We start from the raw sequence: 25,852 nt of genomic DNA, 5'->3' as shown, positions 1-25,852 counted from the left end.
TGCCTGCCACGCAGGCGTACAACATCAGCCGTGTCATCGAAGCAATGTTCGCTTCTTCCAAAGAAGCCGGCGCAGAGGTCTTCATCAGGTAAGAGTTTGAATGGCTGACGCTCGCGGGTGTCAGCCGAGGATTCCGTAAACGATAAACCGGAATCGTAAATACGCATTCCTAACTAGGAGACGAAGTCATGAAAATTCTGAAGAGTGTCGCGATCATTCTGGCTGCTTCGGCAGCGTTCTCAGCAATGTCTGGTGCTGCTTTTGCGCAGGATAAAGGTGTCGTCGGGATTTCGCTGCCCGACAAGACCGAATCCCGCTGGATTACCGACGGGAAAAGCATGGTCGACGCGCTGAAGGCGAAAGGCTACTCGGCCGATCTGCAGTACGCGAATTACGACGTTCCAACACAGGTGAATCAGGTCGAGAACATGCTTGCTAAGGGTGTCAAAGCACTGGTCATCGCACCTATCGACGGCAAGACCTTTTCTGATGCCCTGGCGCTCGCCCAGAAGAAAGGTATCAAGATTATTTCGTACGACCGCCTGATTAGTCAGACCAGGAACGTCGACTATTATGCAACCTTCGACAATTACGGCGTGGGCGTTCTGCAAGGGCAGAGCATCGTCAGCGCGTGGCAGAAAGCTGGCAGCAAGACTCCATTCAACATCGAAGTGTTCGGTGGTTCCTCGGACGATAACAACGCCCATATGGTCTACGCAGGCGGCATGTCGGTTCTCAAACCGTACATCGACAGTGGCAAGTTCGTGGTTCGGAGCAAGCAGGTTGCCTTCGAGAAAGTGGCCACGCGCAACTGGGATGGTGCTACGGCCCAGTCCCGGATGGACAACTTGCTGAGCGCTTTCTACGGTAAGGACCACCTCGATGCGGTCTGGACGCCCAATGACGCGATTGCGATTGGTGTTATCTCGTCTCTCAAGGGCGTCGGATATGGTTCGGCCCAGCAAGCCATGCCCGTTGTCACGGGACAGGACGCAGACATCCAGAACGTCAAGAACATTGTTCGAGGCGACCAGACGTCGACCGTGTTCAAGGACACTCGTAAGCTCGCCACCGTGACAGCCGAGATGGTTGATAACGCACTGAGCGGAAAACAGGTTCCTATCAACGACACGAAGAGTTACAACAACGGAGCGAAGATCGTTCCGACTTACCTCGTGAAGCCCATCCTCGTCGATAAGGCTAATTACCAATCGGAGTTGGTCACCAGCGGCTATTACACGCAGGCCCAAATCAAGTAAGGCATCTGAACGTTGGCGTGGCGGGGCCTCCTGCGGGACTCCGCCTTGCGCAGACACGCGGCCGAGCGTGACCAATTAGAGGAATTTGACCATGGATACCATTCTGGAGATGCGCGGAATTCAGAAAAGCTTTGGCGCTGTCAAAGCCCTGAATAACGTCAATCTGAGGGTGCGTCAGGGAGAGATTCACGCCATTTGCGGCGAAAATGGCGCTGGCAAATCGACCCTGATGAAAATCCTCAGTGGCGTCTATCCGCACGGCTCCTATTCTGGCGACGTCCTTTACGACGGTCAGGAACGTGCATTCGCCGATATTTCCGATAGCGAGGCGGTCGGAATCATCATCATTCACCAAGAACTTGCCCTCGTACCTATGCTATCGATTACCGAGAACATCTATCTTGGTAACGAGCAGTCGAAGCACGGCGTCATCGATTGGCAGGTGTCGCGTGCGAAGGCGAAGGCGTTGCTCGCGAAGGTGGGCCTATCGGATTCGCCAGACTCACCGGTAGGCACGCTCGGGATTGGCAAACAGCAACTCATCGAAATTGCAAAGGCATTGTCGAAAGAGGTTCGCCTGTTGATTCTTGACGAGCCCACCGCAAGCCTGAATGAAAAAGACAGCGACACGCTGCTTAGTCTTCTCCTCGAGCTCAAGTCGCGCGGTGTGACGTCAATCATCATATCGCACAAGCTTAACGAGATTTCGCGCGTCGCGGACGGTATCACCGTCATTCGTGATGGCTCGACGGTTGACGCACTCGATTGCAGTGCCGAGAGTGTGAGTGAAGACCGCATCATCAAAGCAATGGTCGGCCGCGAGATGTCCGACCGCTACCCGCCACGTACTCCGAACATCGGCGAAGTAATTTTTGAAGTCAAGGATTGGCGTGTCCAGCATCCCACGCAGAGGGACCGCGCAGTCATCAAAGGCGTGAACCTGACGGCGCGCAAGGGAGAAATCGTCGGCATCGCTGGATTGATGGGTTCTGGGCGCACGGAGCTCGCCATGAGCGTCTTCGGCGGTACATATGGTCAGGGCATTACCGGCCAGGTGTTGATGCACGGAAAGCAGGTCGACGTTTCATCGGTACAAAAGGCCATCAAAGCAGGCATCGCATACGTGACCGAAGACCGGAAAGGCAATGGTCTTCTCCTGGACGACAACATCAAGCGGAACATCACGCTGGCAAATCTGTCCGGCGTCTCCAGGTTAGGCTTCGTCGACGAGCACGAAGAGATAACGGTTGCGACCGATTTCCTGAAGAAGCTTCGAATCCGCGCACAAGGCGTTACTCACGTTGTTGGCAACCTGTCGGGTGGGAACCAGCAAAAGGTTGTGCTGAGCAAGTGGCTGTTCTCCGAACCCGAGGTTCTGATTCTCGACGAGCCCACTCGAGGCATCGATGTGGGAGCGAAGTACGAGATTTACAGCATCATGAATCAGGTGGTTGCGTCAGGTAAGTGTGTGGTCATGATTTCCTCGGAAATGCCTGAACTTCTCGGCATGTGTGACCGCGTTTATGTCATGAACGAAGGCCGGTTTGTCGGCGAATTCACCGCAGAAGAAGTTTCGCAGGAAAAAATCATGCGAGCGATTATGCGAAATGGAGGTATCGAAAATGCGTAAGGCACTCTCTCCGGTGGTCGTCGAAGGCGCCGAGGTTAAGAAAAGCGAAATCTTCGGTTCGCTTAAGCACTTCTTCAGTGAATACGGACTACTCGTATCGCTTGTTATCATCATGGCGTTCTTTCAGGTCTCGACGAGCGGCGTATTGATGCAACCGCTCAATCTCACCAACCTCGTACTTCAGAACAGCTACATTGTCATCATGGCCCTTGGCATGCTCATGGTGATTGTTTCGGGTCACATTGACCTTTCGGTTGGATCAACGGCGGGTTTGGTCGGTGCCCTGGCGGCAGTACTGATGGTGCAGTATGACGTCAACTACATTTTGGCCACCATCATTTGTATCGCGGCCGGCGCGCTGATGGGCGCCGTGCAAGGGTACTGGATTGCCTTCTGGCGGATGCCCTCGTTCATCGTGACACTAGCCGGCATGCTGGTTTTCCGTGGCATGACGAACCTCGTGCTCCAAGGCCAGTCTATCGGCCCGTTCCCCGACGCATTCGGCGCTGTGAGTTCGGGTTTTATCCCTGACCTCTTTCACGGACAGGCGCTTCACATCACCTCAATTCTCCTGGGAGTGTTTGTCGGTGCGCTTTTCTTTGCAATTGAGCTCAGGCATCGTGCCGGCGCCGCGAAGCACGGAGTCGAGAGTGGTTCATTCTCAATGTTCGTGACGAAGAATGTCGTCCTTACGGCGCTAATTGTGTTTTTCTGCTACCTGCTCGCATCCTATCGTGGCTTGCCGACCGTGCTCGTCATCATGGGCGTGCTGATTGGCGTGTACACATTCATCATGAATCGCACGACAATCGGCCGTCGAATCTACGCGGTCGGCGGCAACGCGAAGGCCGCGCGGCTGTCAGGCGTCAGCGTTCCAGCAGTGAGCTTCCTGACTTTCGTGAATATGGGCGTCCTTGCCGCGCTGGCAGGTCTGATTTTCGCCGCACGCCTGAATAGTGGAACGCCGAAGGCTGGCACCGGATTCGAGCTCGACGTTATCGCAGCATGTTTCATCGGCGGCGCATCCGCCTCCGGTGGCGTCGGGAAGGTGGTCGGCGCGGTTGTGGGCGCCTTCATCATGGGCGTCATGAACAACGGCATGTCCATCATGGGCATCGGCGTGGACTATCAGCAGGTCATCAAAGGCATCGTTCTGCTGGCAGCCGTGTTCGTCGACGTGTACAACAAGAACAAGGCGTAACTACTCCTTCCTGCGGCAGCCAGACTCAGAGCTCAGCGGGGCCAGGCGCGTATCGAGGCCCAGCTGAAATGCATACTTGAGCCATGAGATTGCATCTCGAACATTTGGCCTGCGCATAAGCAATACTAATGGAATTAAATATGGTCAAGCATATCGTGATGTGGAATGTCCGCGGTGAGACGTCCGAACAGAAGAAGGAAACTGCGATGCTCGTGAAGTCCGCGTTCGAGAGTCTGAGCGGGAAGATTCCTGGGCTTACCAAGCTGGAGGTCGGGCTGGATGTCAGCGCTGTGGACTATGCCTGTTACGTCGTGCTCTACACGGAATTCGAGAGCCAGGAATCGCTCGACGCTTATGCGTCCCATCCTGAGCATTTGCGAGTAAAGCAGGTCGTGGGTGACGCTCGTATTGCTCGCCACCAGGTCGACTACATCTAGGCGAGCTGTATCGTTTGACGACACAGGAAGCAAATCTCATGTATCAGTTCACCTATACCACACAGGCTTCCAGAGTCGTATTTGGCGCCGGAAGCATGAAGTTGATTCAGCAGGAAGTCGAGACGTTGGGTGCACGCCGGGCATTGGTTCTCTGTACCCCCGAGCAAAGGGCCCAGGCCGAAGTAGTTTCGTCTCTTCTTGGACCTTCGAGCGCAGGCGTTTTCGACGGCGCCCAGATGCATGTTCCCGTGGAGAACGCTCGCCGCGCGCGCGAACACGCAAGGTCAGTTGACGCGGACTGTGCAGTGGCTATTGGCGGCGGTTCGACGATTGGGCTCGGCAAGGCGATTGCGCTCGAATCGTCGTTGCCGATTATCGCGATACCGACGACCTATGCTGGGTCGGAGATGACTCCCATCTACGGGATAACCAAAAACGGCCTGAAGAAAACCGGTCGCGATGCCAAGGTCATCCCCAAAACGGTCCTGTACGACCCGGAGTTGACCATGGGGCTCCCGGTTCGCCTCTCGATTGTCAGCGGCCTCAACGCCATCGCCCATGCTGCCGAGGGGCTGTACGCAAGGGATGGAAATCCCGTCATGTCACTGATGGCGGAAGAGGGTATTCGCTCTCTCGCCAGCGGCCTGCGTGGAGTGAACAACAACAGCAAGGACAAAGCGGCGCGCGGCGAATGTCTTTACGGTGCATGGCTGTGCGGAATGGTGCTCGGCAACGTTGGTATGGCTCTTCATCACAAGCTGTGCCATACCTTGGGTGGAACATTTAACCTCCCTCATGCAGAGACGCACGCAATCGTTCTGCCTCACGCTCTCGCTTACAACAGTCCCGTTGCGGATGAGGCTATGGGACGAATCGCCAGGGCCTTGAACGTAGATTCGGCACCCGACGGCCTTTACCAGCTCAACCAGGAACTTGGAGTTCCGCAGGGCCTTCGTGAGATAGGGTTGAATGAAGCCGACCTTGATTACGCGTGCGAGGTGGCATTGTCGAACCCATACTGGAACCCGCGGCCGATTGAGCATGAACCGCTGAGAGCACTGCTGCAGCGTGCGTGGGAAGGGGCCCGCCCGTTGGCGTAGACTTTGGAAAGCAGACGCCTGGTCGAGGTCCGCGGTCACAGAACTTCGACACGGTTGATTCTTTTCGCGCGCGCTGCAGGGCTTCGGAGCGCCGATGAAGCACTCGCTATATCCTGCGGCGAAGAGTTGTTCGGGGTTCGTGCCATCGCCGCCTCCGCCGCCGAGTGCCTTCGGCAGGGTCAGCTCGAAATCCAGGTTGCTTTTCGCCTTTCCAAATATAGCTGGCGCTAGCGTCGCGCCAGCCTTTGCTGAACCCGGGTGAAGATCAGGCTGACGAGCAGCGTGGACACCGTGCCGAGGACAACCTGCATGAGCCGGAACAACGGCACGCCCCATAGTGGCCCTTGCGCGGGAACCAGCAGCACGATAGTCGCGGTAATGGCGCCGAGGCGCGCTGCGCTGCCCACGTTCACGCACCAGCAGACGACGATTACCGCGGCAATTGTCGCCGCGTAGCCCAGGATCTCGTGCGTGCCTGCCCCGAGAGACGCGCCGACGAAACCGAAGAGGCCACCCGCCATGGCCCCGATGAACTGGTCGCGCGACAGGCTGCGGGTGTCCGCGTAACTGTGTTGCGTGACGGCGATGGCCGTGATCGCGGCCCAGAAAGCCTCCTGGGTGTGCAGCGCGCAGGCGACGCCGTAAGCGAGACATGCGCCGCAGACGGCCTGCAGCGCCGTCAGGCTGCCCTCGGCGAGCCGGTCGCGAAACGGCAGGCTCTTGAGCAGGTCGATCAATACGTCGGCGGCTCGGATGCGCGCTTCGTTCCGCGTTTCTTTCGCTTCAGTCATCGTTCGTGCAGATTTTTTGAGCGCCACGAGGCCGTCACGGTAGTGGCGTATCCGCCACCTGGAAGGCCGCGATTCGCCCGAACGCCGCCAATTTGCAGCGCTCACGGCGACCGGGCGTCCCTCAGTATTCCAGGCGCAGACCGGCCTTCAGCGTGACCTGCAGTGCATGACCTTGACGGTGAAAACGGGCGCAGCGCTCGAGGCAACGCGCGTCACACGCCCAACGACCGCGGCCGCGTTCATTTTGCTTACCCAGAGGCACGAACCCGCGGGGCCGGAATGACCGTTAGAGACCGGACCCCCTGTGCGCCGTGAATCAGGACACCCTCGATGTCGGCGGTCGCCGAGGGTCCGCTCATCAACACCGCGTAGTTCGCAGCGAAGAATTCGGAGCGATGATACGCGTGGTGCAGATTACCGACGATGTCGGCCGGATCGAGCAGCGCAACGAGATGCTGCGACAGATAGCCAAGCGCATTGACCTGATACTGCGTTTCGCTGAGCCAGATCGACCCGGTCTCGGCGACCGCAAAGCGCGGCCTTACGATGCCGACATCGACGTCGTTCAGTTCATGCGGATCGCGGACCTCCTCGATGCGCCGTGTACCGGCCACTTCGGGCACGGCTGAGCAGATCACTTTCGCGTCTGGATAGCGTGCCCGGATCAGCGCATCGATGTCGCCGTCAGCGGGCATCTCCGCCCAGATGCCGCCCATCTGGGCAAGCGTTTCCTTGAACGTGTCGAGCGCCGGCGGCAGACCGGCGTCGAACATCGGCACGTCGGGTAGCGTGGCAGGCGTGCGCTGCGCGGCGCGCAGACTTGCGAGAATGGCGTTTCGGCTGCTCATTTTGCTTTCCTGTTCTTGAGGTACCAGTCGCGGAAGGTTTGCTCGGGCGCCTCTGGCACTTCCCGTTGCTTGCCCCACGCATTGAAAGGGTTGTAGATGAAGGCACGCGGCAACTTTGCCACAGCCGTGTCCGCTGCCTTGATCGCCACGCGATACAGCTTCGGCTCGGCCAGCACCTTGCCTGCGACTTTCATCGCCTCTTTCTTGATGAATGGCAACTCGTGCTGCTCGGCGACAATCTGACGCCACTTGTAGATCTGCTCGTGAATGTTGATCTTGACCGGGCAGACGTTCGTGCAACTACCATTCATTGTCGAAGCAAACGGCAGCGCGCTGTATTTCTTCAGATCGAAAGTCGGATTGATGATCGCGCCGATCGGACCGGAATACACACCGCCGTAGCTCAGGCCGCTGCTGCGCCGGTACACCGGACACGTATTCATGCAGGCGCCACAGCGGATACACTTCAGCGAGTACCAGAAGTCGTCCATTGCGAGCCTTGCTGAACGGCCGTTGTCCACCAGCACGAAATGCATTTCACCGCCTTTGCGTGGACCGCGGAAGTGCGATGTGTACTGCGTGATCGGCGCCCCCAGCGCATTGCGCGAGAGCATTCGAATGAACACGCCGAGGTGTTCGAGCTTCGGAATCAGCTTCTCGATGCCGATCGACGCAATGTGCAGCGGCGGCACGTTCGCACTCAGATCGGCATTGCCTTCGTTTGTGCATACGGTAATGCCGCCGGTTTCCGCGACAGCAAAATTGCAACCGGTCATCCCGGCTTCCGCGTTCAGGATGATTGGGCGGGTCGCGTCGCGCTGCGCTTCGGCGAGGTAATGTACGTCGCTGTTAGCCGGGTCGGTTCCAAGCGTTTTGGCAAACACTCTGGAGACGTCCGAGGCGAGCTTGTGGACCGCCGGCACCACGACGTGTGCGGGGCGCTCATGATCGAGTTGCTGGATTCGTTCGCCGAGATCGGATTCGACGACCGTAATGCCTCGCGCTTCGAGATACTCGCGCATCTCGCACTCTTCAGTGAGCATCGACTTGCTCTTGACTAGCGTCTTTGCGCGGTGGCTCTCGAGAATCTCGTGCACGATGCGATTGTGCTCTTCCGCATCCTTTGCCCAATGCACGATCACACCGTTGTTCGTCGCATTCCGCTCGAATTCCTCGAGATAGCCGGCGAGGTGCGTCAGCGTGTGTTCCTTGATACCCGAAGCAAGCGAACGCAGTTCTTCCCATTCCTCGATACCGTGCGCCGCCTGATCGCGCAGGGTTCGCAAACTCCACAGTCGCTTGTCGTGGAACTCGAGATGCTTTTCGTCGGCGATAAACTCGCGCGACGCCTTGACGTGGTCAACGCGCTTCATGAACGGGCTCCATTGAGGATCTGGGCGATGTGGATGAACTTCAGATCGAGGCCGAGCCGTTCCGAGCAACCCTTCTGGTGCATCAGGCACGACGAGTCGGCGGACACGATGTATTCGGCACCGGCCTGCTTGTGATCGCGAACCTTGTCCTGGCCCATCCGTGCCGAGACGGGTTCCTCAGTTACGCAGAACGTGCCGCCGAACCCGCAGCATTCGTCAGGCCGGGCGGGCATAACGAACTCGATGCCCTTGACCTTGTTCAGCAGCGACAGCGGTTTCGAGAAGAACGGCTCGTCAATCTCCGACATCTTCGCGGTGCGCAACCCGCGTAGCGTTCCGCAACTGTTGTGCAGGCCGACCTTATGCGGAAACTCGGCCCACGGAAGCGCGTCGACTTTCAACACGTCGTGCAGGAACTCAACCAGTTCATAAGTGTTGGCACGCACCGCTCTGCTCTCCGCGGTCGGTTCGACTGCCGTGAAATGATCGCGCACGTGGTGCACGCAGCTGCCGCTCGGCGCAACGATATAGTCGTAGCCGGTGAAATTCTTGACGAACAGCTCTTCTGTCGCGGCGGCGTCTTTTTCGCACCCGCTATTGCCCATCGGCTGGCCACAACAGGTGTGCTCGAGTGGGAAGTCGACGTCGCAACCGAATCGCTCGAGCAGTTCAAGCGTTGCGACGCCGACATCGGGAAAGAAGGCATCGATGAAACATGGAACAAACAAGGCAACTTTCATAATCTCTCCAGTGGCTACGAATGACTCCAATTAGCGAAACCTGCCGAATCCCAATACCTCATGGCAAGCTTGGCTTGCCTGCATCTGGTCGGCACGGTGTTCGTCAGTAGTGGTGACCCGAAGTCAGGTCGACCTTCCCTTTGAACACGTTGTAGCTATAGAGCGTGTAGATCAGCATCAATGGGTAGACGAACAACCCCGCGCCCCAGAACATGAAAGCGAGGCTTGCATGCGGGCCTGCCGCCTGGGTGATCGTGAGCGAGAACGGGACCATGTACGGCCAGAAGGAAATCGCCAGCATCGCGTAAGCGCAGACGAACAGCACCACGATCATGAGAAACGGCTGGTTGTCTCGACGCCGTCTGACGCCGGTCAGGGTGCCCGCGATCGCACATAGCGCGACCAACGGCACAAGAAAGAGATAAGGGCGGTCGAGCCAGCGATGCATGATCGCAAGATCTTCATGAAGTGCGTGAAGGAACAGCACGATCAGCAGAACGAGCACCACCCAAAGCAACGGCACAATGGCGCGATACGCGGCGTCGCGCGCGTCCGCCTCGCATTTCTTGACGACCCAGCTCGCAGCGAGCAGAGCGTAACCGGCGCATAACGCCACACCGCACAGTGCCGAGAAACTGCTGCACCACGTCATGATGTCGCCCGCGAAGCGACCGTTGACGACCGGCAGCCCTTTGACCAGCGCGCCGACCATTGCGCCCTGCATGAACGCGGCGACGACCGAACCCACCACGAAGCCAACGTCCCAGATCGCCCGCGTACGATGCGCCCTGCCGCGGAACTCGAAGGCGACGCCGCGAAAGATCAGGCCGGCGAGCATCAGGACCACAGGCACATAGAACGCGGAGACCAGCAACGAGTAGACCTGCGAAAAAGCACCCCACAACACGACGCCGGCCACGATCAGCCAGGTTTCGTTGCCGTCCCACAGCGGTGAGACGGCTGCCAGCATATGAGCCCGGCGCGTTTCGTCGCGGGTCAGGCCGAACAGCATGCCGACACCGAGGTCGAAACCGTCGAGTAGCACGTACAGCAACATGCTAAGGGCGAGTATCAGCGACCAGTAGAGGATCATTTCCACGTCTCCGAAATTATTTGACCGTTGACGGCAGATCCGTCGCCGCCGAAAGCGGACGATTCGGCAGGGCAGCAGGCGGCGTGTGCAGTGGGTCCCCGGCAGGTCCGCCTTTGAGCAACTTATAGATGTAGTAGGTGCCGAAGGCGAAGATGAAGACGTAGGTCGCACAAAACACGAGTAGCGACCCCGCCGCCGCGCGTGGCGTCAGGAACGGCGTGACGGCGTCCGCGGTGCGCAGCAACCCGTAGACGGTCCAGGGTTGCCGCCCCACCTCGGCGGTGAACCAGCCGGTGAGGGTCGCGATGAACGGCAGCGGAAAACACAGGAATACCGTCCACAGCAGCGCACGCCGCTGCAGCAAACGCTCCTTGAGCGACAGAAGAGTGCCACCCCAGGCGACCAGCAGCATGATGAGGCCGCACGCCACCATGATCCTGAACGTGAAGAAAGGGATGGCGATCGGCGGACGCTCGCTCCGCGGAAAATCAGTGAGACCGACCTCCTTCGAATCGAGGCTCATCGAGGCAATCACGCTGCCGAGCACCGGCACGGAGATCGCATAGTCGTTCTTTTCGTGTGCCGCGTCGGGCCATGCCAACAGGACTTCGGATGCGGGTTGTTCGTCGTGCCAGCGTGCCTCAATCGTTGCAAACTTGATGGGCTGATAGCGGTGCACATAATCGCCGACCAGATGCCCGAACAGCAGCTGAACCGGCACGAGGATCGCCGCGAGAAACAGGCCCATTCGCAGCATCACGCGACCTTCCGCAAGACACATTCCGCGCAGCGTGTACCACGCACCTGTCGCGGCGACACAGAACGCGCCAGTGACATAAGCCGCGAGCAGCATATGAGGAAACCGCACCCATACAACCGGACTGAAGATGATCATCGCCCAGTCGTCCGGCACGTAGATGCCGTTCTGGATCGTGTAGCCCACCGGATACTGCATCCAGCTGTTGTTCACCATGATCCAGAACGCCGAGAGCGTCGTACCGAGCGTGACCATCGCCGCCGAGAAGAGATAGAGTCCCGGCTTCACCCTGTTCCTGCCGAACAGGAGCACGCCGAAGAACGACGCCTCGAGCATGAAGGCCGTGAAGGTCTCATAGGACAGCAGCGGTCCCTGGATCGGCCCCGAAAGGCGTGACAGTTCGCTCCAGTTGGTGCCGAACTCGAAGGCGAGCACGATGCCGGAGACCACGCCCATACCGAAAGCGATCCCGAAGATCTTCAGCCAGAAGTCGAAAACGCGGCGGTACACGGGCCGCCTGGTAATCAGATGCAGCGTTTCCAGTACCGTCAGCCACGCCGCCAGGCCGATGGTGAAAGACGGAAAAATGATGTGAAACGAAACCGTAAAGGCGAACTGCAACCGCGACAGCATGAGCGCAGTGGTGTCCATACCGCTCCCCTAGCGATAGAGGTTGGTTTGCGCAACCGAGACACATTGTTGAATCGGTTGCCGTGAATTGCCCGGCAGGACGGTCATCAGACTCACGGTCACATCGAGGTCCGCAGTGCAATCACCAGACCACAGTGACTGAATTGAACGGTTCATGTTTCCAGGTGCTTGATGATAGTTGGCGGGGCGAAGGACTGCTATTACATGAATCTGGAATTAGAGCGGCGAGGCCATTGGCGCTCGACGCTTGTTGAGCAACGAGGACAAGGAATCAGGACGACCTGTGCGCAATGACGACTGGCTGCCTCGGCAAACAGATTGAGTGTGTCGCCCACGATGTCATAGCAGCGTCTCACGCCCGCTCGCTCGTGGACTTCGACAATGATTTCCGCGATTTTCTTGCCCATGTACGTCTCCGACTGTGAGGTGATTGGGTGAACGCCCTGTGGGATACGCGCAGGATTCAGTTTGCGCATCGGGCTGCTTCAGTACGTAGCGTGACAGTGGTGCGGCTTCGCTGTTTCCTGGTACGAACGGCAACTTTCCGTTTTGCACGATGATTCTTCGACGCTGAGAGTGCGTTCAATTACCTCTCCGTCCGGATCAGCATGCAATTGCACAACGCCCGTGCAAGCACGCGAGTCCGATGACGAATTGCGTCGCTTTCTCGATCGGTGTCTACTGGGTTGAACGCGACTGTTAAAGCGGCGCGTGCGGGAGAAGACGGGCACGGCATTGCCATGGTGGCATCGGAAGTACGCAGTTTCGCGCAGCGCGAGCGCGGCAAAAAGAGATCAAGGAATTGATTGAGGATGCGGTACAGCGCATCGGCTTCGGCGATGAACAAGTTTCGCGCGCCGGCACGACGATGGAGGTAGTCGTACGTTCGGTAAAGCTAGTGTCGGCCATCATGGCCGGGTACAGTCACGTTGTTGGCATGTTGCGAGAAATGCACCGGCAGTTGCGATCATGTCGTTCCGCAGATCATAGAGGACCGCTTTACTGCAACGGAAACGGGCGACCTACATGTTTATGTAATAGCGGTCCTACCCCCTGCTCGCTATCATCAATAGTTCCTCTTAAACTGGGAGTTGCTGACGGCTCGCGGCATTGCAATCACGTACGAGATGGTGTGACGCTGGCCGGTAAAGTCCGGTCTGGGTATGGGCTGACGCATTCGCTCTACTGCGCTGGCCCGAGCCGAAAAGTGGCATCTTGAAGTGGTGCTCACCATCAATCAACGGCAGGAAGCACTGCGGCGATTTCCGTCGGTCCGCGATCAGGTAACCCGTTCATGCTCTGCCGCTACAACGCAAACGCGCAAGGGAAGCATGACCGGCAATCCAAATGCTGGATCGTCTTTCCGCATAATTTTGGAATACTTGTGTTGGCGATTTTACCCGCGCGACTTTCAATAACGTGAAGGTACCAGGGAACCTGCCATGAGCAGTGAAACGGGCGACGCCGCGAATAGCTCGATTGTCTATGTCGTCGACGACGATAACTCGATGCGTGAAGCGGTCGGTATGTTGCTGCGCTCAGTGGGCTTGCAGGTTGAACTGTTCGCGTCCGCGGATGAATTTCTTGCGTTCCAGATGCCGGATGTGCCGAGCTGTCTGATTCTGGATGTGCGGCTCAAAGGGCAGAGTGGCCTTGCCGTGCAGGAACAGATTGCGGCGGGCGCAGTGCGTGTGCCGATTATCTTCATGACCGCGCATGGCGATATTGCCATGTCGGTCAAGGCGATGAAGGCCGGCGCGATGGACTTTCTCGCGAAGCCGTTTCGCGACCAGGACATGCTGGACGCCGTGGCGACCGCGCTCGGCAAGGACGAGGAACGGCGCGAAGCGGACCGCTTGGTGGCGGATCTGCGCCGTCGCTACGAGTCGCTCACGCCGCGGGAGCGCGAAGTGACGGCCTTTGTCGCGAGCGGCTTGATGAACAAGCAGATTGCCGCTGAAATGAAGCTGAGTGAAATCACGGTGAAGATTCACCGCGGTCAGGCCATGAAGAAGATGGAGTCGCGCTCGCTTGCCGATTTCGTGCTGAAGGCGGAAGCCCTCGGCGTCAAATCGCCACAAGGCTCCACTACACCGCCGCGTATTAAGCGCGGCTGAACCGCGGGGCATCTATGCCTCCCGTGCGACGTAAATCGCATCGCGGTTCGTTTCTCCCTCGAAGCCCTCGCAATGCGACGCCCCGGCCTCACCCGCGTGCATTTCGCCACGCAATTCCGGCGCGCGACGGGCCTGTGTCCGCATGACTACTTGCTGCGCCGCCGGATCGAACACGCACCTCAGCTGTTGCTGAGCTCGGAACACAACGTCTTCGATGTCGCGCTGAGCCGCGGCTTTCGCTCGCAAGCGCATTTCACCACCGTGTTCAAACGCTTTGTCGGCGAGACGCCTTACTACTAAAGGATGAAAGCGAATGGCGCTCGATAAGCAGGTTCAGTCATTGTGTTCTTGCCGTGTGGCGGATGATGCGCTCAAATCCGCGCGATGGCAGCGCTCCTCCCACAAATGAGCCGACGATTGCGCATGCGTCGATCCCGAGGCTGAACTGTGCAGCCGCTCCGACACGTCGGTGATTTGCGCAGGCTCCCGGTTATCTGTGACGATGCGTTGGAGTGGCAACCGGACGTCCGTTCCGAAAGTCATGACTGCCCGCATCAGGCCCCGCTCCGGCAGCAGGCACGATGTACCGATCGTCAGGCAAACAGCCGCGGCGACGTAGCCGGTCTGGAACCACGGAAATCGGATCGAGGTCGTCATGCATTCTCCGATGCGCTCTGGAACACATGTAGGGCGCGCAAGATTGTGATTGAACATGCGATGGAGTATTGCCGCGCGTACGGATACGTTCTTTTGCGTTGGCACATCGTATTGTCTAATCGCACTTGCATGCGCCGACAGTAAAAAAACAGCGCATTGAAGAATGCAGAATGGAGGAGCGGCGAACACCATGCGGCGTTCATCGTATGCGCAGAAGCGGAAGTCCCAAGCCAATCCGCAAGGCGGGCTCTCAATGGGTCAAAGGGATCAATAGCTCCGCATTCAATATTCTGTAAAGGCTTTCACGTTGGAACGATGGCTGAATGCAGACATCCACGAACGGTTTGCCGTGCACGTCATTTGATATGGATGCCCGTACTCGTGCATGCGGATAAAGACCGTGCGACTACGAAAGGGCCAATGATAGGCGATCGCTAGAATCCGGACATGCTTCAAGGCTGACTGCGAAGTGCCGCCAGCAGCGAAGACTTAATCTGAACGGAGAAGCGACATGGCAAAGATGGCAGCTGACTACATGGTGGGCGCATTAGCGAAGGCGGGCGTAAAGCGCATTTACGGTGTCGTGGGAGATTCGCTGAACGGACTCTCGGATTCGCTGCGCCGGGACGGGTCGATTGAATGGGTTCATATGCGGCACGAGGAGAGCGCGGCATTTGCCGCGGGCGCCGAAGCCCACCTCACTGGAGAGCTCGCGGTTTGCTGCGGAAGCTGTGGACCCGGCAATCTGCACCTGATCAACGGACTCTTCGACTGCCATCGGAGCGGCGTTCCCGTTCTTGCCATCGCGGCGCATATCCCGAGTTCGGAGATCGGCATCGACTATTTTCAGGCTACGCATCCTGAACTGTTGTTTAAGGAGTGCAGTCACTACGTCGAACTCGTGTCGAGCCCGGACCAGTTGCCTCAGATTCTCGGGCGAGCAATCCGGACGGCCGTTGCGCGAAAGGGCGTCGCGGTCGTCGTCGTGCCGGGCAATGTGGCGCTCGGGCCGCTGACCAAACCGGTGCCGAAATGGAGCATGCCGTCGGCCCCGGTGATCCGGCCGTCGAACGACGAGGCCGTGAAGCTCGCGGACCTGTTGAACCGGTCGTCGCGGGTGACGATGCTCTGCGGCGCCGGTTGTAAGGATTCACATGCGGAAGTCGTGGAGCTCGCGCGCAAGCTGCAAGCGCCCATCGTGCACTCGCTGCGAGGCAAGGAATACATCGAATACGACAACCCGTTCGACGTCGGCATGACAGGACTGGTCGGATTCTCATCCGGCTATGCGGCGATGAAAGGTTGCGACATGCTGTTGATGCTGGGTACCGATTTTCCGTACCGCCAGTTCTATCCCGAGGGTGTGACCATCGCGCAAGTCGATGTGAGGGCGGAAGCACTTGGGAACCGGTGTCCAATCGATCTGGGGGTGTTGGGAACGGTTAAGGACACGCTCGGCGAGTTGTTGCCGATGATTCAGGAGAAAACGGACAGCAGCTTCCTGAACCGTGCGCTCGACGATTATCGCAACGCCCGGGAGGGACTGGACGCGCTGGCGGAGCCCGAAGCAGGCAGCCATACCATCCATCCGCAGTACGTGACGCGGCTGGTGAGCGAACTGGCGGACGACGACGCGATCTTCTCCTGCGACGTCGGCACACCGATCGCGTGGACGGCCCGCTATCTGAAGATGAACGGCAAACGGAGGCTGGTGGGTTCGTTCAATCACGGCTCGATGGCGAACTCGATGCTGCATTCGATCGGTGCACAGGCTGCCTTCAGAGACCGGCAAGTAATTTCGATGTCCGGCGACGGCGGCTTCACGATGATGATGGGCGAGTTCGTCACGCTCATTCAGACGGGCTTGCCTGTCAAGGTCGTCGTGCTCAACAACGGCACGCTGGGTTTCGTGGAACTCGAGATGAAGGCCGGCGGGTTCGTCGATACGGGGTGTGATCTGAAAAATCCGAACTTCGCCGCGATGGCCAATGCGATGGGTATCAAAGGTGTGCGCGTCGAGCATCCGTCGGAACTGGAAGGCGCGCTGCGGGAGGCTTTTGCGCATCCGGGCCCGGCGCTCGTCGACGTGGTAAGCGCTCGTCAGGAACTTGTGATGCCGCCGGTGACGACCGTAGACGAGGCCTACCATTTTGGGCTGTTCATGTTGCGTGCGGTCATGGATGGGCGAGGCCAGCAGCTTATCGACCTCGCGAAGGTCAATCTGTTGCGTTAATGATTTTGTCGGCACGTATGCTGCGACCACGTCGTCATGCTTTCGCCCCCGCTCGCGACACGGTTCACACCCGGTGGAGAAGCGATCGCGTATCCCTCCCTGAACACAACGGTGATGCCAGTGATGGTAGGTAGACAGAAAGGTAGACGTCGTCGCATCAGCGCCGCTCACAGATCGCATCTCGCGCAGGCGATCTGGGTGGTGCTCCTTTTGCAAGGTTGCACCAGGTCTCCATCGCTGAATGTGCTGGGTGCGTATTTTCCCGATTGGCTTTTTTGCATTGTCGGTGCAGTCGCGGTGACAGTCCTGATCCGCCTGTTGTTAGTGCGCGCGTCGCTCGACGAGTGGCTCGACCCGCCAGCAATTGCTTATCCGGCACTTGTCGCGCTGCTGGCATTCGCTGGCTGGTTGCTGTTCTTCTGACGTCTATCGGGAGTGGGAACACATGGCAGAGAGCGCTCAAAAACCAAAGATGAAGCTGTTGACGGGTCTTCTATTGCTGTTCGCGATCGTGTTGGGGATCGTGGTGGTCTGGCGTGCGGATACCGAACCCCGAACCGACGACGCCTACGTGTACGCGGATACGATCAACGTAGTCCCCGAAGTATCGGGGCGGATCGTGACGCTCGCAGTGCGTGACAACCAGCGAGTGAAAAAAGGCGATCTTCTTTTCGAACTGGATCGGCGCCCCTTTCAGGATGCACTCGATAAGGCCCGTGCGTCGCTCGTACAACTGGACGAACAGATCATGCTGACGCAAAGGTCGGTCAACGCACAGGTACTGAACGCATCGGCTGCGCGCGCAAACGTCGAGCGGGCGCGGTCCGCCGCGAAGCAGGCCGCGGACACATTGCAGCGGATGGAGCCGCTGGTGGAAAAGGGTTATGTGTCGGCGGATGAGCTGGACCGGGCGCGGACTTCGGCGCAAAGCACCGCAGCGGAACTCGCGTCGGCCGAACTTCAGGCGCGCGAGGCGATGGCTGCCGTCAGCGGGGTGGATGCGCTGCAAGCCCAGCGCTCGGTCGTGCAGGCGGAAATCGCCTCTGCTGAGCTGAACCTGGAATACGCAACGGTCCGGGCACCGTTCGACGGTGTCGTTGTGTCGCTTCGCACCACGCGCGGACAGTTCGCATCCGCCTCTGCGCCCGTGTTCACCTTGATCGACACGACTCATTGGTATGTCGTCGCGAATCTGCGCGAGACGGAGCTCGCGAAAGTTCACCCCGGCACGCTGGCTACCGTTTATCTGATGAGCAACGCATCAAGGCATTTTCAGGGGAAAGTTGATTCGGTCGGATTTGGTGTGTCGCCTGAAGACGGCGGGAGTCTTGCTCAAGGTCTGCCGCAAGTGCAGCGCAGTATCAACTGGGTCCATGTATCACAGCGTTTTCCAGTGAAGATTCTCGTCGCGGCCCCGGACCCGGGCCTCTTTCGCGTCGGTACTTCCGCGGTCGCGACGTTTCACCCGGCCGGCCAGCGTGACCCGCGCACCGCGAGCTGACAGATGAGTCAATTGCTCCTGTTCCTGCGCGACGGGCTGTCGCCATTTCCCGGCCGGATGAACGTCGCCTTGCGTTGCATCGCCAGTGCGGCCGTCGTGATCGTAGCGTCGATGACGCTTCAGGTGCCGTACCTTGCCCTGTCACTCATTGTGGTGTTTTACGTGACCCAGTCGAACGTCGTCATCACACGCATGATCGGCATTCTGTTTTTCGTGGGCATTACGCTCGCGACTGGCTGCACAGTGCTATTGCTTAAATGGACGTTCGACTATCCGCTATTGCGGATTGTAGTCGCCAGCATCATATTTTTTTCTGTTGCGTGTATGCGATGCGCGTGTTCCAGTTCGGCATCGTTTTCTTTATCGCGGCCCTCATCGTCATTTACGTGCAGACGTTCGTCGACGTAACGCAGAACGCCGAAGGGATTGTCCGCGAGACGCTATGGGTGTGGGTTGCCGTGTGCTACCCGATTGCTCTCACATTGGTCATCAATACGCTACTGCTGCCGATGGAGCCCCGCCAACAGCTGCGCCGGATGATGGTGTCGGAGCTCGCTGCGGTGCAGGCGAGACTGGACGCGCTGCGCGACGGTGCATCCGCGCTTCCTCCATTAAAAGCGCTCGACATGGAAGCCGCCACGACTTCGCTGCAAAAGCTGCTGAGATTTACCGCGATGCGTGGCAAGCGAAACGCGCTTGCTGAGGCGCGTGATCTCGCGACCGTGACGGCCGTGTCGAATCTATACATGGCTGCATCGAACCTGCGCCCGCTGTCGGGCAACTCGGGGCCTCTTGCGATGGGCGTGGTCTCCCTGGGCGACGGGTGCGCGGCATTGGTCGATTCGATCAAAAGAGACGAACCGTTTTTACTTCCGCTTGCCGCACGCGAGGCGTCTACCGCCGGCATGCCCTGGGCGTTGCTGGCGATGCGACGTACGTTCCTGGAGCTTGATGCGTTCAAGGTCGCGCAGGCCGACGCGATGCACATGCCGCCTGGCCAGCCCATAGTCGCGTCCGACGCTTTGAGCAACCCTGTCTACGTCCAGTTTTCGCTCAAGACCTTGCTGGCCGTGCTCGTGTGCTATGTCTTCTACAACGCGGCCGGATGGCAGGGCGTTCATACGGTAATGCTGACGTGCCTCGTCGTGGCCCAACCCAGTCTTGGTGCGTCGGGCCGGCGGTCCATGCTGCGCTTCTGGGGAGCCGTGTCTGGAAGCCTGCTTGCGCTCTTCGAGATCGTTTTCATTCTTCCGCAGATTGACGGTATCGCAGCGCTGCTCGTGGTCGTTGTGCCCGTCCTGTTCACAGGCGCGTGGATAGCAGCAGGTTCTGAACGCATCAGCTACGCGGGCGTGCAATTGATGTTCACGTTTTCGCTGGCATTCCTCGAACAATTCGCCCCGACGTATGACCTGACCGAGGTTCGGGATCGCATGGTCGGCATCTTCCTCGGCATTGCTGTCGCGACCTTCGTGCAGGTGTGCATCTGGCCGGAAGGCGAGGCGACCTTGCTCAGACGGAGGCTTTCGACCAGTCTCGCGTCGATAGCGAAACTCCTTGCGTTGGGGCAGTCGACGGAAGATCAGACAACAATCGGCAAGCAACGAATGGCCGCGTGGGCCGCGCTCAGCGACTGCGAAGGTATGCTCTTGCGCGTGGCGCTCGAACCGACCTGGCGTGAAGGCGAAGAAGAGCGCGTCACGCTTCGCGCGAATTCGGTGCTTGCAGGTGCCCGTGAACTGTTGCTGGCGGCCGATGCCTTTCGAAGTGCGTTCGATGTTACCAGGACTCGGCTTTCGGCGCGTGCCCGTGTTGCTGTGTGCGATTCCGCTTCCAATGCTGTCTCCGCCATCGAGCAATATGCAGCCGGACTGACGGCGCCGGAACCTTCCGCCAGAACTCCCCGCGTGTTGGCACGACATGTTGACGCTGACGGCGTTGGTGGCCGCGAGGCGGAGCTGGGCGACGAAATCAACCGTGTTCTGCGAGCGGTATCGAACTTGCCGGACTGGTTGGAGAACGATAGCTCCTACCCATTAACGCTTCGAGCAGGCACACACCATGAATGATGCGATGTTCGCCGTGTGGCGTGGCCGTGGTGCCTTGCAATCAGGATGCTGCGCCATCGCTTGTGCCGCACTGCTCAGCGGCTGTGCGTTGATTCTTCACGACAGCGGTGCCGTTCCGCAGGTCGAGGCGGCTCGGGTGCAGCTTTCGCCGAAGCTCGATTTGCCCACCGGCGACTGGCCGTCCGACAAATGGTGGCTTCAGTACGACGACCCGCAACTGACTGCCCTCATCGACCGTGCTCTGGTGGCGTCTCCGACGATGGCACTCGCACGCCAACGTGTGGCGCAGGCTCATGCGCAGGCAGAACTGGCGGTGGCGGCAGCCGGGCCGCAACTCGCCGCGACTGGAGCCATCGACCGCGAGCGTGTCTCATCTCATGGATTCCTGAGCGCATACGCGGGGTCCGATCCGGCGATCGGCGCGAATGGTCCCTGGTATACGACGGGATTGGTCGGTTTCGACGGCGCGTGGGACCTGGACATCTGGGGGCGGCACCGGGCAGAGATTGCGGCGGCCGTGGGGGTCCAGAACGCGCAAAAGGCGGAGGAAGCGGAAGTGGCGCTCGAGCTTTCGACAGACATCGCGCGAATCTACTACGTCGTGCAAACCGCGCGCTCCGAGATCGATCTGCTCAAACAGCAAAGAGACGCGATCTCGATCGAAGTCGATGCGCAACGTTCGCGATTCGCACGCGGACTCGAGCCCGACACGACGGCCAAACAGGCAGAAGCGAAGCTTCTGACGGTGGATCAGCAGATCGCGCAGACATCCGAGCAGGTGACGAACGGGCGGGAGTCGCTTCGCGCGCTGATAGGCGCGGATTCGGGGGGCTCGGCAATTTGGCGTCGCGGCCTCTGCCCATTGTTGCGACGGGCGTTCCGGACAGTCTCGGCTTTCAACTGCTTGCGCGCCGCCCTGATTTGCAGGCGTTGCATTGGTATGTCGTTTCATCTTTGAAACGCGTGGACGCAGCAAAGGCGGCGTTCTATCCGAGCTTCGATATCAAGGCGTTCTTCGGCTTCAACGCGTTGGACCTGTCTCAACTTTTTCTTCATGCAAGCCAGCAGATCAATATCGCACCAGGCCTATATCTGCCGGTGTTCGACAGCGGCCGTCTGAACGCGTCGCTTGGCGGCGAGCGTGCATCGAGCAACGCCACCATTCTGCAATATAACCAGGCCGTACTGAATGCCGTCCGGGATGTGGCGCAAAACGGAAGTGCGTTGAAAGACCTGAGTGAACGGACCGCGATGCAGCAGAAAAAGCTCCAGGACGTGCGGTTTGTTTTCGACAGCGCATCGGCCCGCTATGGGCGCGGACTTGTCGACAGGCTGCAGGTGGAAGAGGCGCGCGAGTCGGCGATTCAGGAACAACTTGCGTTGCTTGAACTGACGGGCCAGAGTCTTCAGACGTCCATTGCGCTCACGAAGACGCTGGGCGGTGGTTATCAGGCGGCAGTCGACGCGCAGTCATAATCGCGATGAGCCGCGCGGGTTCTCTCGCTCACGGATGACAGGTTCGTTGCCCGTCCCGTCCCGTCCCGTCCCGTCCCGTCCCGTGTCGGGTTCGAGTCGAAATTTGTCATGGTGAACCAAGAACGGTCGTTTGGCACTGTGAGCCAAATCGTTGACGGCCCGCGCGCCGCTCGCCAACTCCTGCTGGCGAGCGGGTCAGCCCATGTTCCCAGGCGCGGAACAGCATGCGCCCAGATTCGTGACGGGAGTACGAGTTTCAGCTCCCTTGCAGCCGAATGTCACGCGACGACGCTCCGACGTACACGGTCCCTCCCGGCACATATCGCCAGCCATTGCGCGACGTGTCCCACACGCTCTGCATGCGCGGCGTGACCGTGACGCGAACGTGGCGTGCTTCGCCGGGGTTCAGGCCGATTTTCTCCCAGCCGACGAGACGTCGCGGCGGCTCGTCGCGGTAGGGCACGCCGAGATAAACCTGCGGCACTTCCGCGCCCGCCATGCGGCCGTCGTTGCGCACCGTGAACGACACGTCGATCGCGCCGTCAGGACGATGTTTGACGGATAGCCCCGAGTACGAGAAATGCGTGTACGACAGCCCGTAACCGAACTCGAACATCGGCGTGATGTTTTTCGCGTCGTACCAGCGGTAGCCCATGTTCAGCTTCTCCGCGTAGACGGGATCCGGCTCGAACGCGCCGCTTTGTCCCCACGTCGGCGTATCCTGGTCACGCACGGGGAACGTGACGGGCAGCTTGCCGGAAGGATTGACCTTACCGAACAGCACGTTCGCGATCGCATTGCCGCCGCCTTCACCCGGATACCAGGCTTCCACGATCGCCGCCACGCGATCCTTCCACGGCATCAGCACCGGATTGCCGCTTTCCACGACCACGATCGTGCGGGGATTGGCGTGCGCGACCGCGTCGACAAGCGCATCCTGGTTCGACGGATTCGCAAGGCTCAGGCTTTGCAAATCGCCAAAGTCTTCACCCGCCGGCTGCGCTACGACGACAATTGCGACATCCGAGCGGGCCGCGAGCGCCGCAGCCTGGTTGATCTCCTGTTGAGTGTATGCACGGAAGGGAGTCTGCTGATCGCTGTTGCCGGCAAAGCTCACCTGCGCCGATGGCGCGAGCGCGCGAATCGCCGCAACAATGGGCGTGTTCAGCTTCAGCCACGGATTGGTCCACCAACTGCACCCGGTCGATGTGCCGAACGTCAAGCCGCCACAACCCGCGAATGCCCCCGTGACCGGATCACGTGTGTTGCCTGACCCGCCGCCGGTCAGCACCGCCGCATCAGCGTGTCCGCCGATCACCGCAATCCGTGAAAGCGAGGCCGCGGAGAGCGGCAACTGGTTGTTGTCGTTCTTGAGCAGCACCATCGACTGCTCGGAGACCGCTTGCACGAATGCGTTCGCGCCAGCGAAGTCGATCGTGGCGCCGCCCTTGGGAGGATCGTCCATCACGCCGATGCGGATCATCACGTACAGCTTGCGTCGCACCATGTCGTCGAGGCGCGCGGTCGAAACCGAGCCGCTCGCGATCGCCTGTCGAACTGCCGTGGGTGTCAGATAGACGGTGGAACCGACGTCCTCTTCCTCGTCGAGGCCGGCGTTGATCGCGTTCGCCGTGCTATGCGTCGCCCCCCAATCCGACTGGACCTGTCCTTCAAAGTGCCAATCGTTCTTCAGCACGTCGTTGAGCAGATGCGCGTTCTCGCACGCATAGTCGCCGTTGAGCCGGTTATAGCTGCACATCACGCTGCCCGGCTGCGCGCGTCTTGCGGCAATTTCAAACGGCAATAGATAGAGTTCGCGCAACGTGCGCTCGTCGATCTGGCTATTGCCGCCCCCCCGGTTATGTTCCTGCTCATTGCCGGCGTAGTGCTTGATCGTGGCGATGACCTTCTCGCGCTGCGTGCCGTCAGTGCGCTCGGCGAGCATCTCGCCGGCGAGCACCGGATCTTCGCCGAGGTACTCGAACAGCCGGCCGCCGCGCGGCTCGCGCGCGAGATTCGTGCCCCCGCCAAGTCCCATTCCGAAGCCCTGTGCACGCAGTTCTATCGCAACCTGTCTGCCGAAATTGGAAGACAGGCGGCGGTCCCAGCTTGCCGCAAGTGCGATCGTTGCCGGGAAGGTCGCGCTGGCCTGCGATGTGCTGCCGGAGCCCGTCGCGGAGTCGACCATGTTCAGGTCGGGAATGCCGAGGCGCGGTACCCCTTGAATGAAGCCCGCACCGCCTCCCGGCACGGCGGACATTGCGTATTCCGAATGAATGAACTGCAGCTTTTCGTCGAGCGTCATCTTGCTGACGAGGGTGTCGGCGCGCCGATGCGCGGCCGCCGATCCGAACGCGTTCACCGCACTTGAAGTGGGCGCGAAATCGAGTGGAAAGTCGAGTACATCCGCACGGGCCGCGACGCACACGGCGGCCGCTAACGCGACCGCTGGCCATATTTTCTTCTGCATATCTGTCTCTCCGAGATTCTGCTTTTGTTGGAATGCGGAAGCGGAGCGAGTCCGATAGGTTCATACCGGACACGAAGGCTGGCGACGCAGGGTGGCTGCGCAAACGTTTGCCGGCCCGAACGAAATCGGGACCATCTGATTGACTGTAGCGACTCTCCGTGCTGAGTAATGTAGGAATGTAGTCTGACTACAGCATCAGTACTTTTACTAATACGATGCGTTTTTATGCTGAATGATGGTCGCCGTTAAAAATTATTGGGGATTAAATGCGTTAAACGCACAAAGCCCAATGCATTCAGCACGACAAGTAGTGATTGAGACTTAGGGAAGAGGAATGCGACGGCGAAGGTTATGAGCGGAGACGCCTTATTCCGTTGACTTTGAAGATTCGAAATGAATGAAATCATCGAACGGCTGACAAGTCACGCGTCAGGGCGGCTTGGGGTTGGACGAGTTGCGAAAGTTCGCGTCGGGTGAAAATACGCTGGACGGGCTAACCAAGGCATACATACACCGTAACTTTGAATAGCAATATGCTGTCGTCGAGATAAGCAGACGTGCATATGAATCGGAGATGGAGATTCGGTCTGGGGCCGCATTTGGCATAAAGGCGATGCTAAATCTGGCGTGAGGCATGTCGTCATAGTTCGAGGGACAATGCACACGAAAGTGCGGACGATAGATTGATCCTTTGCCTTCGTAATTAAAACGTGTAAAACGGTAAATTAAAACACAGGTCATAAGGCATGGCTGCATATCTCTTCTCTTGTAATCCAAAAAGGCGGACTTGGGTAGACCACGCGGATGGTATCTACCGTGTCAATAACAACGAGCCCTACGATGTGTATTGGAGTTGTGGAAACCGTCGCAACATCGATATTGGCGACAGGTTTCTGCTGACGACGCATTACGATCGGCGCTTGAGCCAGGCGCCAAGGAGACATCATGACGGTGAAGCGTATGGACAACGTCGGCATCGTGGTTGAAGACATCGATGCCGCCATTGAGTTTTTTATTGAACTTGGCCTTGAGCTGGAGGGGCGCGCCCCAATCGAAGGAGACTGGGCAGATGGCGTCACTGGATTGCGCGGCATGCGTGTCGAAATTGCCATGATGCGTACGCCGGACGGTCACAGCCGGCTCGAGCTGTCCCGCTTCCTTGCGCCACCTGTGGTCGCCGATCACCGTCGCACCCCGGTGAACGCCCTTGGTTACTTACGCGTCATGTTTACCGTGGAGGACATCGACGATACGCTCGCCCGTCTCGGTAAACGCGGGGCGGAACTCGTCGGCAAAGTGACCCGGTACGAAAACACGTATCGGCTCTGCTACATCCGGGGCCCCGAAGGAATCCTCATCGGGCTCGCTCAAGAGCTCGGGCATGGCGCCTAACCCTGGGGCGCGCATGCCATTGCCTTGCGCTCAACCGCAATCGATATCAATCGACAT

Annotated in this window: 22 protein-coding genes and 3 pseudogenes; 15 read left to right on the top strand and 10 right to left on the bottom strand. The window is 59.1% G+C overall.

Annotation, left to right across the window (positions count from 1 at the left end; genetic code table 11):
• Window positions 1-188: 188 nt before the first annotated feature.
• The 5 genes from chvE (at window position 189) to B0G74_RS36195 (ending at window position 5,627) form a co-directional block, all read left to right on the top strand.
• The gene (gene chvE, locus B0G74_RS36215) at window positions 189-1,259 is read left to right on the top strand and encodes a multiple monosaccharide ABC transporter substrate-binding protein (RefSeq protein WP_132381194.1); all 1,071 of its coding nucleotides are present in this window, start codon (window positions 189-191) and stop codon (window positions 1,257-1,259) included.
• 91 nt (window positions 1,260-1,350) lie between these two features.
• On the top strand, window positions 1,351-2,889 hold the full coding sequence (gene mmsA / locus B0G74_RS36210) for a multiple monosaccharide ABC transporter ATP-binding protein (RefSeq protein WP_132381192.1): 1,539 nt from the start codon (window positions 1,351-1,353) through the stop codon (window positions 2,887-2,889).
• A complete protein-coding gene (gene mmsB, locus B0G74_RS36205; protein WP_132381190.1) occupies window positions 2,882-4,090 on the top strand; it encodes a multiple monosaccharide ABC transporter permease in 1,209 nt (402 codons plus the stop codon). The genes mmsA and mmsB overlap by 8 nt, the downstream gene beginning before the upstream one ends.
• A 140-nt stretch (window positions 4,091-4,230) precedes the next feature.
• The gene (locus tag B0G74_RS36200) at window positions 4,231-4,527 is read left to right on the top strand and encodes a Dabb family protein (RefSeq protein ID WP_132381188.1); all 297 of its coding nucleotides are present in this window, start codon (window positions 4,231-4,233) and stop codon (window positions 4,525-4,527) included.
• Window positions 4,528-4,565: 38 nt separating this feature from the next.
• The gene (locus tag B0G74_RS36195) at window positions 4,566-5,627 is read left to right on the top strand and encodes a maleylacetate reductase (protein ID WP_132381186.1); all 1,062 of its coding nucleotides are present in this window, start codon (window positions 4,566-4,568) and stop codon (window positions 5,625-5,627) included.
• Window positions 5,628-5,687: 60 nt separating this feature from the next.
• Here the strand turns inward: B0G74_RS36195 and B0G74_RS36190 are convergent.
• From B0G74_RS36190 to B0G74_RS36155, 8 genes and pseudogenes are all read right to left on the bottom strand, one after another.
• Window positions 5,688-5,846: pseudogene (locus B0G74_RS36190) on the bottom strand (organic hydroperoxide resistance protein); the annotation flags it as partial.
• Window positions 5,847-5,854: 8 nt separating this feature from the next.
• Complete coding sequence (locus tag B0G74_RS36185; RefSeq protein WP_132381184.1) at window positions 5,855-6,418, bottom strand: FUSC family protein; 564 nt, start codon at window positions 6,416-6,418, stop codon at window positions 5,855-5,857.
• 248 nt (window positions 6,419-6,666) lie between these two features.
• Window positions 6,667-7,266 (bottom strand): LUD domain-containing protein, encoded by a 600-nt coding sequence (locus B0G74_RS36180; protein ID WP_132381182.1) that lies wholly within the window; start codon window positions 7,264-7,266, stop codon window positions 6,667-6,669.
• Window positions 7,263-8,639 carry a lactate utilization protein B gene (locus tag B0G74_RS36175; RefSeq protein ID WP_132381180.1) on the bottom strand — a complete coding sequence of 459 codons (1,377 nt, stop codon included), beginning with the start codon at window positions 8,637-8,639 and terminating at the stop codon, window positions 7,263-7,265. Before B0G74_RS36175 ends, B0G74_RS36180 begins: the two co-directional genes overlap by 4 nt.
• Window positions 8,636-9,379, bottom strand: a complete 744-nt coding sequence (locus B0G74_RS36170; RefSeq protein ID WP_132381178.1) for a (Fe-S)-binding protein — start codon at window positions 9,377-9,379, stop codon at window positions 8,636-8,638. The genes B0G74_RS36175 and B0G74_RS36170 overlap by 4 nt, the downstream gene beginning before the upstream one ends.
• A gap of 103 nt (window positions 9,380-9,482) precedes the next feature.
• Complete coding sequence (gene cydB, locus B0G74_RS36165; protein WP_132381176.1) at window positions 9,483-10,472, bottom strand: cytochrome d ubiquinol oxidase subunit II; 990 nt, start codon at window positions 10,470-10,472, stop codon at window positions 9,483-9,485.
• A 16-nt stretch (window positions 10,473-10,488) separates the two neighbouring features.
• Entirely contained in the window at window positions 10,489-11,880 is a 1,392-nt protein-coding gene (locus B0G74_RS36160; protein WP_132381174.1) for a cytochrome ubiquinol oxidase subunit I, read from the bottom strand.
• Window positions 11,881-12,080: 200 nt separating this feature from the next.
• Window positions 12,081-12,287, bottom strand: a complete 207-nt coding sequence (locus tag B0G74_RS36155) for a hypothetical protein (protein WP_132381172.1) — start codon at window positions 12,285-12,287, stop codon at window positions 12,081-12,083.
• 279 nt (window positions 12,288-12,566) lie between these two features.
• Here B0G74_RS36155 and B0G74_RS47570 point away from each other — a divergent pair.
• The 3 genes and pseudogenes from B0G74_RS47570 to B0G74_RS36140 form a co-directional block, all read left to right on the top strand.
• Window positions 12,567-12,793 (top strand): annotated as a pseudogene (locus B0G74_RS47570) (methyl-accepting chemotaxis protein); the annotation flags it as partial.
• A gap of 529 nt (window positions 12,794-13,322) precedes the next feature.
• The gene (locus B0G74_RS36145; protein WP_132381170.1) at window positions 13,323-13,997 is read left to right on the top strand and encodes a response regulator transcription factor; all 675 of its coding nucleotides are present in this window, start codon (window positions 13,323-13,325) and stop codon (window positions 13,995-13,997) included.
• 84 nt (window positions 13,998-14,081) lie between these two features.
• Window positions 14,082-14,297: pseudogene (locus B0G74_RS36140) on the top strand (helix-turn-helix transcriptional regulator); the annotation flags it as partial.
• A 33-nt stretch (window positions 14,298-14,330) separates the two neighbouring features.
• On the opposite strand, the gene B0G74_RS36135 reads toward B0G74_RS36140, so the two are convergent.
• A complete protein-coding gene (locus B0G74_RS36135; protein WP_132381168.1) occupies window positions 14,331-14,654 on the bottom strand; it encodes a hypothetical protein in 324 nt (107 codons plus the stop codon).
• 511 nt (window positions 14,655-15,165) lie between these two features.
• Between B0G74_RS36135 and poxB the strand changes: the two genes are divergently transcribed.
• The 6 genes from poxB to B0G74_RS47130 all read left to right on the top strand — a co-directional run bounded on the left by poxB (window position 15,166) and on the right by B0G74_RS47130 (window position 21,933).
• On the top strand, window positions 15,166-16,887 hold the full coding sequence (gene poxB / locus B0G74_RS36130) for a ubiquinone-dependent pyruvate dehydrogenase (protein WP_132381166.1): 1,722 nt from the start codon (window positions 15,166-15,168) through the stop codon (window positions 16,885-16,887).
• 36 nt (window positions 16,888-16,923) lie between these two features.
• Window positions 16,924-17,310 carry a YtcA family lipoprotein gene (locus B0G74_RS36125; protein ID WP_243658474.1) on the top strand — a complete coding sequence of 129 codons (387 nt, stop codon included), beginning with the start codon at window positions 16,924-16,926 and terminating at the stop codon, window positions 17,308-17,310.
• A gap of 22 nt (window positions 17,311-17,332) precedes the next feature.
• On the top strand, window positions 17,333-18,388 hold the full coding sequence (gene mdtN, locus B0G74_RS36120) for a multidrug transporter subunit MdtN (protein ID WP_132381164.1): 1,056 nt from the start codon (window positions 17,333-17,335) through the stop codon (window positions 18,386-18,388).
• A gap of 335 nt (window positions 18,389-18,723) precedes the next feature.
• A complete protein-coding gene (locus B0G74_RS36115; RefSeq protein ID WP_165923997.1) occupies window positions 18,724-20,457 on the top strand; it encodes an FUSC family protein in 1,734 nt (577 codons plus the stop codon).
• Window positions 20,450-21,415: a TolC family protein gene (locus tag B0G74_RS47135; RefSeq protein ID WP_243658473.1), complete on the top strand. Its 966-nt coding sequence runs from the start codon at window positions 20,450-20,452 to the stop codon at window positions 21,413-21,415. Before B0G74_RS36115 ends, B0G74_RS47135 begins: the two co-directional genes overlap by 8 nt.
• The gene (locus tag B0G74_RS47130; protein ID WP_243658472.1) at window positions 21,298-21,933 is read left to right on the top strand and encodes a TolC family protein; all 636 of its coding nucleotides are present in this window, start codon (window positions 21,298-21,300) and stop codon (window positions 21,931-21,933) included. Before B0G74_RS47135 ends, B0G74_RS47130 begins: the two co-directional genes overlap by 118 nt.
• Window positions 21,934-22,189: 256 nt before the next feature.
• On the opposite strand, the gene B0G74_RS36105 is transcribed toward B0G74_RS47130, so the two are convergent.
• Window positions 22,190-24,403 carry a glycoside hydrolase family 3 C-terminal domain-containing protein gene (locus tag B0G74_RS36105; protein ID WP_132381160.1) on the bottom strand — a complete coding sequence of 738 codons (2,214 nt, stop codon included), beginning with the start codon at window positions 24,401-24,403 and terminating at the stop codon, window positions 22,190-22,192.
• Between the two features lie 945 nt (window positions 24,404-25,348).
• Between B0G74_RS36105 and B0G74_RS36100 the strand changes: the two genes are divergently transcribed.
• The gene (locus tag B0G74_RS36100) at window positions 25,349-25,795 is read left to right on the top strand and encodes a VOC family protein (RefSeq protein WP_132381158.1); all 447 of its coding nucleotides are present in this window, start codon (window positions 25,349-25,351) and stop codon (window positions 25,793-25,795) included.
• The last annotated feature ends 57 nt before the right edge of the window (window positions 25,796-25,852 follow it).

The organism is Paraburkholderia sp. BL9I2N2 (assembly GCF_004339745.1).
GTDB lineage: Bacteria > Pseudomonadota > Gammaproteobacteria > Burkholderiales > Burkholderiaceae > Paraburkholderia.
This window is presented reverse-complemented; position numbering and strand designations above follow the sequence as displayed.